The organism is Parafannyhessea sp. (genome assembly GCF_051876455.1).
Taxonomy (GTDB): domain Bacteria; phylum Actinomycetota; class Coriobacteriia; order Coriobacteriales; family Atopobiaceae; genus Parafannyhessea.
Map to the genome: position 1 here is coordinate 1 of NZ_JBJEHW010000219.1, position 7,440 is coordinate 7,440.

Sequence of the window (7,440 nt, forward strand, 5' to 3'; positions counted from 1 at the left end):
TGACTTTGGGCGCCAGTTTGACGTGAGAGAACTTCCAAGAATCTGCCATAGCTGATCCTGTGTACTGTCATGTCCTTCCGTGTTCATGATGAGCAAGAGGCTGTCCAATGCCTCCAGCCTCACCTTGCCGGTCGGGATGACCTCGTTACCCGCGCGGTCGATCAGGACGACGCGGACAGAGCTAGGCCAGGGAACCTCGGCAATCGTCTTGCCCTCTGCCGGCGATCCCGCGCCCACGACAAAGGTCTCCAAGGTCTTCTCGCCCCTTTCAAGGCGATTGGGCTTACTTGGGCCCATGTTGCCGAGGAGCCGCGAAAGCAGGTGCTCGTAGAAGGGGTCAACACGCAGCAGATTTGCCGTCACATACGAGAGTATCGACACGATGGAGACGGAAAGCAGCGCGTCCAGGCTGCCGGTGAGTTCGAATGCGAGCACGACGGCCGTTACGGGCGCACGAACGACTGACGCGAAGAGGCCACCGATGCCGAGCACGATGAAGTTGTTAAGGTACTCGGAAGGAAGCCCGAGGAAGCTGACGGAAAGCTTTCCGAAGAGGCATCCGAAGAGCGCTCCCATGACGCAGAGCGGAAAGAGCGTTCCACCAGGTGCGCCCGAGCCAAAGCAGAGCGTGGTAAAGAGATACTTGCCTAGTAGGAGAAGGGCGACCGTACCGATGGCGAGCTCGCTCTGGTGTGCCAGTCTCTCGACGATGGCGTCTCCACCGCACACGAGGTCGGGAGCGATGAAAATCACGACGCCGGACACGAGGAACGGAATGATGAGACGCGTGTACGGTGCGTGCTTCTTGATCTTGTCGAACTGGTCCGTCATGGCGAACATGCCCACGTTGTGCGCTGCGCCGACGAGGCCACAAAGGATGCCGAGGACGATGACGAAGAGGTAGCTCTTGTGCGGCAGGTCGGCCTGGAACACGAACTGCAGGACCGGTTTGACGCCTAGCACCTGAGACACCACGAAGTCGGAGCTGATGGCTGCTGCCATGACGGACACGATGAGCGGTCCGTTGAACTCCTTGTGGATCTCCTCGATTGCGAAGAGCACGCCCGTCAGCGGCGCATTGAAGGCGGCTGACATGCCCGCGGCGGCGCCACAGGTGGTAAGAAGACGCTCTTCTCCCCTTTCGCGCCCCATGACCTGGGAGACCGCCTTGCCGGCCATGCCGCCAAGTTGGACGCTCGGTCCCTCGCGTCCAAGCGAGAGGCCTCCGAGCGCGCAGAGCGTGCCCTCCACGAACTTGGTGAGAAGGACGCGCCAACAGGGCATGTCGATCCTGCCAATGACCTCGGCATCGATCTGTGGGATGCCTGATCCCTGGGTGTAGGGCTCCAGGACCATGAGCCTGCATACGACGCCGCAGATGACGACAAGGAACGCGAACCACAACGGTAGATAGATCCAATTATTGGATATCACGCCTGCCGCTAGGCGCAGGATCGCCTCTGCGTGCGAGAGGGCCATTCTGTAGAGCGAGACGACCACACCGCCCGCAAGGCCCACGAGCAGGCCCTCCCCGATCATGTAGACCTGAAAGCGCCTGGAGAGGCGCCTCGTTACGACGTTGTTGTTGGAATCTGTCATTCGCTATTCGGCTTCCGTATGTCCTTCTGCAGCGTACCTGTTCTTCTCTTGCATAAATATAGGGCACCCGCTGGACCAAATCCAACGGGTGCCCCCGATGAGTGTCGATGTCGTGATGCCGAGTGCGGACCCTGGGCGCTACTGAACCTTGATGAGCGTGAAGACGTCCTGGTCGTAGGCCTTGGCAATCTCCGTGCGCGGGTTGAGGTAGCAGAGCTCGAGGATGAACCCGAAGCCGATGACCTTTGCGCCGGCCTGCTCGACGAGCTTGGCCGTCGCCACGGCGGTGCCACCGGTTGCGACGAGGTCGTCGATGACGAGCACCTTGTCGTCTGCGTTCAGGGCATCCTTGTGGATCTGGAGCTCGTCAGTGCCGTACTCGAGTGCGTAGGTCTGCGAGTAGACCTCACGAGGGAGCTTGCCCGGCTTGCGCGCGGGAACAAAGCCAGCGCCGAGCTTGTAGGCGACAGGTGCGCCTACCAGGAAGCCACGGGCCTCTGCGCCAACGACCTTGGTGATGCCCTCGTCCTTGAAGTGGTTCGCGAGGTCGTCGATAGCGGCCGCGAAGCCCTTGGGGTCGGCCATGAGCGGGGTGATGTCCTTGAAGATGACGCCTGGCTCGGGATAGTCGGGAATGTCTACGATCAGGCTTGCATAGTCGCTCTCTGCCACGGGGTTTCCTTTCCCTTTACGTTGAATCTTCCAACTAGGGAATTTTACTCCTCCATCTGCTTGAAGGTGTTGGAGATCTGTCGCCTGATGAGCGTGTCGCGCACCTGCCCCGTGAGGGCAAGCATCTCGGAGAAGGCTTGGCCAAACTGCTTGCGGCTCTCGTCCGTCAGTTCCATCTCGACGCCGCCGCCCTTTTTTGCGTACACGACGAGCGCCTGCTCGAACATGGCGCTCTCGCGATTGGCTGCTGTCACGTACTGACGGAGGTTCTTGGGGCCTATGCCAAAGTGGCGCAGCTCGTTGCACGTCCTGATGAGGGGGAAGTCCCTCCCGTCCACGAGGGCGCGGCCGTGCGGCGACTCCTTGAGAGAAATCACCCCGACCTCGGACAGCTGGCGCACGAAGCTGACGGGTACGCCAAGGAGCTCGGGCATGCGGTCAATGGGGTGCAGCTTGCCTGCCACGTCCTCGTCATCCGATTCCATGCTGGCAAAGGGCGTGCCGGCAAGGTCAGCCTGCACCTCTCCCCCATCAAGGTGCTTCTTGATGACGGAGAGGGGCATGAAGCGGTTCTTCTGCAGGTAAAGGATGGTCTCGAGACGATGGATGTCGCGCTGCGAGTACAGGCGATAGCCAGAAGGCGTGCGCGAGGGGTTGAGGAGCCCCTCGTCTTCCAGATACCTTACCTTAGAGATGGAAAGGTCGGGGTATTGCGCCTGCAGCCGCTTGACCACCTTGCCGATGGTGAGGTATCCGGCGTCGGGCATGGCTTAGTTCCCGGTCTCGATTCTGGCGTTCTTCCTGTTGCTGTGGAAGATCATGCGGAACGTCCCGACCTGGATGGTGGAGCCGTCCTTGAGCATGGCGCGGTTGACGATGGCGCCGTCGACCCACGTGCCGTTGAGCGAGCCCAGGTCCTCGATGGTCGCGAACCCGCTGCCCAGACCGGAGAGGTCAAGCTTGGCGTGGTGGCGCGAGACCGTCATGTCGTTAAGGAACACGCTGTTGCTTGGGTCGCGCCCGATGGTGACGATGTCGTCCGTCAGCTCGAACGTGGAGCCCATCTGCGGCCCCTTAACGATGGTGAGCGTGGGATTTCCAGGCGCAGCCTCGCCCATGAGGTCGGGAGAGGTGGCGTCGGTTGCGGGCATGCGGAAGATCTTGGTGGCTCCCGCGTCGTTGTTCTTGGTAGGCTGCATGTGCCTTTCTCCCCTCGATGTCGCTTATTAAAACATCATACCCGTTTTCCCGCGTCTGACGCCACCGTGCCAAAACATGGGCGACGAGTGCCGCGGACGAGAAGAACGCTACCTGCAGGCCACGCAGTCCATCTCGATGAGGGCGCCCAGTGGCAGCCGCGACACCTCGACGACGCTCCGCGCTGGCGCAGGCATCGGGAAGTAGCGCGCGTAGACCTTGTTGACGACGTCCAGGTCATCGAGGTCGACGAGGTAGATGGTGGTTTGTGCCACGTCCGAGAGCGTACAGTCGGCCTCCGCGAGGATGGCCTCGACCAGCTGTATGACGCGCTCGGTCTGCTGGGCAACGTCGCCCTGCATGATCCTGGCGTTGTCGTGTGGGTCGATTGCGAGCTGTCCAGAGGCGAACACGAGCCTGCCGGCGGTCGTTCCCTGGGAGTACGGCCCTACGGAATCGGGTACGTCTATCGCGTTTATCGCATACTTCAAGCCTGGTCCCCCTCCGCGAACGAACCGAGGCGACGCACCTTGGCGGCGTGCACCAGGCGTTCCAGCGACTCCTCGAGGACGTCTCTCGGGCACGCGAGGTTGAAGCGCTCGAAGCCCGCTCCACCCTTTCCGAACACGTAGCCCTCGTCGAGGAAGAGAAGCGCGTCCTTCTCCATGAAGGACTCCAGCTCCTCCGTGGAGAGGCCCCAGGCGTTGAAGTCCGCCCACGCGAGGTAGGTGCCCTCCATGGGGTAGACGACGACCTCGGGCAGGTAGGACGCCATGAAGCCGCGCAGGAACTCGAAGTTCGCGCTCACCACCTGGATGAGCTCGTCGAGCCAGTCGTCGCACTTGGTGTACGCGGCGATGGTGGCGGGGTAGGCAAAGCAGTTGAGCTCGGAGGACGGCACGAGTTCGAGCCCATGGCGGAAGCGGTCGCGCACGTCGTCGTTGGGGACGAAGATCGCGGACGCCTGCAGGCCGGCGATGTTGAACGTCTTGCTGGGCGCCGTGGCGACCAGGATGTGGTCGTACTCCCCCACGTCCGCGACGGACATGATGGCCGTGTGCTTGTGACCGGGCATGATGAGGTCGTCGTGAATCTCGTCCGCGACGACGATCACGTCGTTCTTGACGCAGATGTCGAGCAGGCGCCTGAGCTCGGCGGCGCTCCAGACGCGGCCCACGGGGTTGTGCGGGCTGCACAGGATGAGCATCGTGTTGTTGGGATCCTGAGCCTTGAGCTCCAGGTCCTCGAAGTCCATCTGGTAGTATGGGCTGCCGTCGTCACGCGTGGTGCGCAGGAGCGGGTTCGTGACGAGCGTGCGGTCCAGCGTCGTGACCGCTTTGGAGAACGGATAGTACACGGGTGGCTGCACGATGACGCCGTCGCCCGGCTTGGTGAGGGACCGCACCGCGTTGAAGAGCGCGGGGACCACGCCCGCCGTGGGGACGATCCAGTGACGCTCCGCCTGCCAGCCGTGCCTGCGGCGCTGCCAGTCGACGCAGGCGTCCAGAAACTCGTCCGTCGGGTCCGTGTATCCCAGAACCGCGTCGTCGAGCCAGTCCGCGATGGCCTGCTTGATCTGCGGCGGGTTCTTGAACTCCATGTCCGCAACGGAGAGCGGGACTATACCAGAGCCCAGGTCGGGGGCCTTCCTGTACATCTCGTCCCACTTGAAGGAGCCCGTTCCCGTGCGATTAAGGCGCGTGGTGAAGTCGTACTTCATGTTGGCTCCCCAAAATCCGACTGCTGTACAGATTATATCCGTGGGGAGAAGGACTCAGACGCGCGCTAGAGGGCCCGTCCGCCAATGAAGTCGTTTCCCGCACGCATGAGGCCCCACTCCTCGAGATCCGCGCGCGTGAGGCGAAGCTTGTCGCCGGTCGCAAGGGTGTCGAGCCACGGCGCGGCATCGCGTGCGGCCGCCCAGAGCTGGGCGAGCCCCACGGGGCTCACGGACTCGAACGAGAGCAGGCTGCGCCAGATCACGCGCGCGAGGTTGGGCGGCACCATGAGGAGGTAGCACTTCTCGCCCGCGAGCTCCGTGGCTATGCAGACGCAGGATATGCGACCGTCGAGCATGAGGCTCGCCACGTGGCCGGGCTTGGGAAGGGCGTCGGAGCCCCCGACGTAATCGCCCAGGACGGCCGGCGCGGTGTGGCCCCACAGCACGAGCGGAACGAGGCGCATGCTGACGTCCGTGACGTCGAGGTCCCGGTATGGGGCAAAGCCGTCCTGCTCGATTGACGACACGAAGCTCAGCCATGCCGCCATGACGGATGCGCGCGGGCTCATGTCGAAGGCGAGGAGCTCGTCGTCGCCAGAGCGTGCGAGCAGGGGAATCGAGGCAAGGCTGCCGTCGCCCAGCAGCACGGGGGCAAAGGCCACGTCGCCTACGGAAAGCGCGTCGTTTGCGAAGGCCGCCTGCTGGAAGCCCTCGAGCGGGGCGCCGGACGATAGGAGTATGCGCATGCCCGTTGCGTCCGCGAGCACGCAGCCCTCGCGCACGGCGGCGTCCACCGCCGCGGAGGAGGCGTACGACACGGTCGTGGGCACGCCGAGCTCACTTTGCGCAAAGCTTGCGCCCAGGAGCACGTGCTCCTCGTAGAGCGCGCCGCGCTTCTCGTCTGCCTGTGACTCGCGTCCGTCATCCATCGTGCTCGCCTACATCAGGTCGCTTGTGTTGTAGAACAGGGGCAGCGCGAAGACGTCCCAGGAGGAGGCGCGCACCAGCTTGCCGCTGGCTGCGTACACGTCGCGCGAGACCACGCGCGAGCCCTGCTTCCACACGCTGCTGCCAAACGGGTCGCCGGCGCCAAGGAACGCGCCGGACTGCGTCATCGTGGTCGCGTACGTGACGTCGGTCCCGGAGTACACACGGCCAACGGCGTCCCACGAGGCAACCACCGCGTGCTTGCCCCAGAGGCTCGTGGGGTCGGTCACCATGCGCACGATTCGCGACGCGGTGGAGAACCTGATCTTCTTGAGGTAGCTGTCGTACGCCCAGTCCATGAGCGCGGCGGTGTCCGTGAAGCGGCCCTCGTGCGTCTTGCAGCCGAGAACGGCCGAGAAGAGCTGGACGCCCCAGCGCTTGGAGGACCCCAGGAAGGTGGTGCCCGACTCCACGGCGCCGGTCTTGATGCCGCAGAGGCCGGCGTAGCTGCTCATGAGGTCGTCCGTGGACGCGAGGGTCTTGCTGGTGCCCCCAACGGTCACGGTCGTGGAGCGCGTGGTGACGGCCTTCGCGATGAACGAGTAGTGCTCGAGCGCGTAGCGACCCATGAGCGCGAGGTCGTGGGCACAGGAGTAGTGGCCGTCCTCCTCGAGCCCGTGCGGGTTGACGAAGTGCGTGTTCGTCATCCCGATCTCCTTGGCCTTCTTGTTCATGAGCTCGACGAACTTGTCCACGCTGCCGGCCACGTTGATGGCGATGTTTTCTGCCGCGTCGTTGGCGGAGTACACGAGCATGGCCATCATGAGCTCGCGGAACGTGGGCGTGTCGCTCGAGGTGTAGCCTGCGAGCTGCGCGCCGTCCTGGTACGTCTCGTCGGTGATGGTGCACTTCTTGTCCATGTCGATGCCAGCGTCGAGCGCGACCATGGCTGTCATGATCTTGGTGATGGATGCCGGCGCCATGTGCTTTGTCGCGTTCTTCTTCGCGAGCACGGTGCCATTCTGGTCCATGATCTCGTAGCACTGGGCCTCGCTCACCTGAGGCTTGGACTCCGCGGCGCGCGCGGGCGTCGCGGCGAGCCCCAGCGACGCGAGCGCGATCGCGAGGGCGAGAAGAACGGACCCAAGGGTCCGCGTCATCATACGGTGCATGAGTGTCACTCCCCTAGTCGGCTTCGGGCGCATTTGGCACGCCGGCGCCTGCCTTGGCATGCGCGTCCTTCTCGCCCGCGTGGGCACGCTCCGCCACGGCGTCCGCCGCCTCGACCGCAGCCGCGTCGGCGGCCTCGTCAGTGCGGTGGCCCA

8 protein-coding genes are annotated in these 7,440 nt (G+C 63.7%); all 8 read right to left on the reverse strand.

Annotated features, from left to right (window positions below):
- A partial coding sequence (locus tag ACI38Z_RS09155; RefSeq protein ID WP_439789895.1) for a ClC family H(+)/Cl(-) exchange transporter occupies positions 1-1,599 on the reverse strand: 1,599 nt, incomplete at its 3' end.
- Between the two features lie 138 nt (positions 1,600-1,737).
- Positions 1,738-2,271: an adenine phosphoribosyltransferase gene (locus ACI38Z_RS09160; RefSeq protein WP_439789896.1), complete on the reverse strand. Its 534-nt coding sequence runs from the start codon at positions 2,269-2,271 to the stop codon at positions 1,738-1,740.
- Positions 2,272-2,315: 44 nt separating this feature from the next.
- Positions 2,316-3,038 (reverse strand): transcriptional regulator FtsR, encoded by a 723-nt coding sequence (ftsR, locus tag ACI38Z_RS09165; protein WP_439789897.1) that lies wholly within the window; start codon positions 3,036-3,038, stop codon positions 2,316-2,318.
- A gap of 3 nt (positions 3,039-3,041) precedes the next feature.
- The gene (locus ACI38Z_RS09170; RefSeq protein ID WP_439789899.1) at positions 3,042-3,470 is read right to left on the reverse strand and encodes an FHA domain-containing protein; all 429 of its coding nucleotides are present in this window, start codon (positions 3,468-3,470) and stop codon (positions 3,042-3,044) included.
- A 108-nt stretch (positions 3,471-3,578) separates the two neighbouring features.
- Positions 3,579-3,959, reverse strand: a complete 381-nt coding sequence (locus ACI38Z_RS09175) for a Rid family detoxifying hydrolase (RefSeq protein WP_439789900.1) — start codon at positions 3,957-3,959, stop codon at positions 3,579-3,581.
- A complete protein-coding gene (locus ACI38Z_RS09180) occupies positions 3,956-5,188 on the reverse strand; it encodes a MalY/PatB family protein (protein ID WP_439789901.1) in 1,233 nt (410 codons plus the stop codon). The genes ACI38Z_RS09175 and ACI38Z_RS09180 overlap by 4 nt, the downstream gene beginning before the upstream one ends.
- A gap of 65 nt (positions 5,189-5,253) precedes the next feature.
- Positions 5,254-6,117 (reverse strand): hypothetical protein, encoded by an 864-nt coding sequence (locus ACI38Z_RS09185; RefSeq protein ID WP_439789902.1) that lies wholly within the window; start codon positions 6,115-6,117, stop codon positions 5,254-5,256.
- A gap of 9 nt (positions 6,118-6,126) precedes the next feature.
- Entirely contained in the window at positions 6,127-7,287 is a 1,161-nt protein-coding gene (locus tag ACI38Z_RS09190; RefSeq protein WP_439789903.1) for a D-alanyl-D-alanine carboxypeptidase family protein, read from the reverse strand.
- Positions 7,288-7,440 lie beyond the last annotated feature (153 nt).

Excerpts from the sequence above, each read along its gene's own strand:
- ACI38Z_RS09170 (WP_439789899.1), bottom strand. The coding sequence starts at position 3,470 with ATGCAGCCTACCAAGAACAACGACGCGGGAGCCACCAAGATCTTCCGC.
- ACI38Z_RS09185 (WP_439789902.1), bottom strand. The coding sequence starts at position 6,117 with ATGGATGACGGACGCGAGTCACAGGCAGACGAGAAGCGCGGCGCGCTC.
- ACI38Z_RS09190 (WP_439789903.1), bottom strand. The coding sequence starts at position 7,287 with ATGCACCGTATGATGACGCGGACCCTTGGGTCCGTTCTTCTCGCCCTC.
- ftsR (WP_439789897.1), bottom strand. The coding sequence starts at position 3,038 with ATGCCCGACGCCGGATACCTCACCATCGGCAAGGTGGTCAAGCGGCTG.
- ACI38Z_RS09180 (WP_439789901.1), bottom strand. The coding sequence starts at position 5,188 with ATGAAGTACGACTTCACCACGCGCCTTAATCGCACGGGAACGGGCTCC.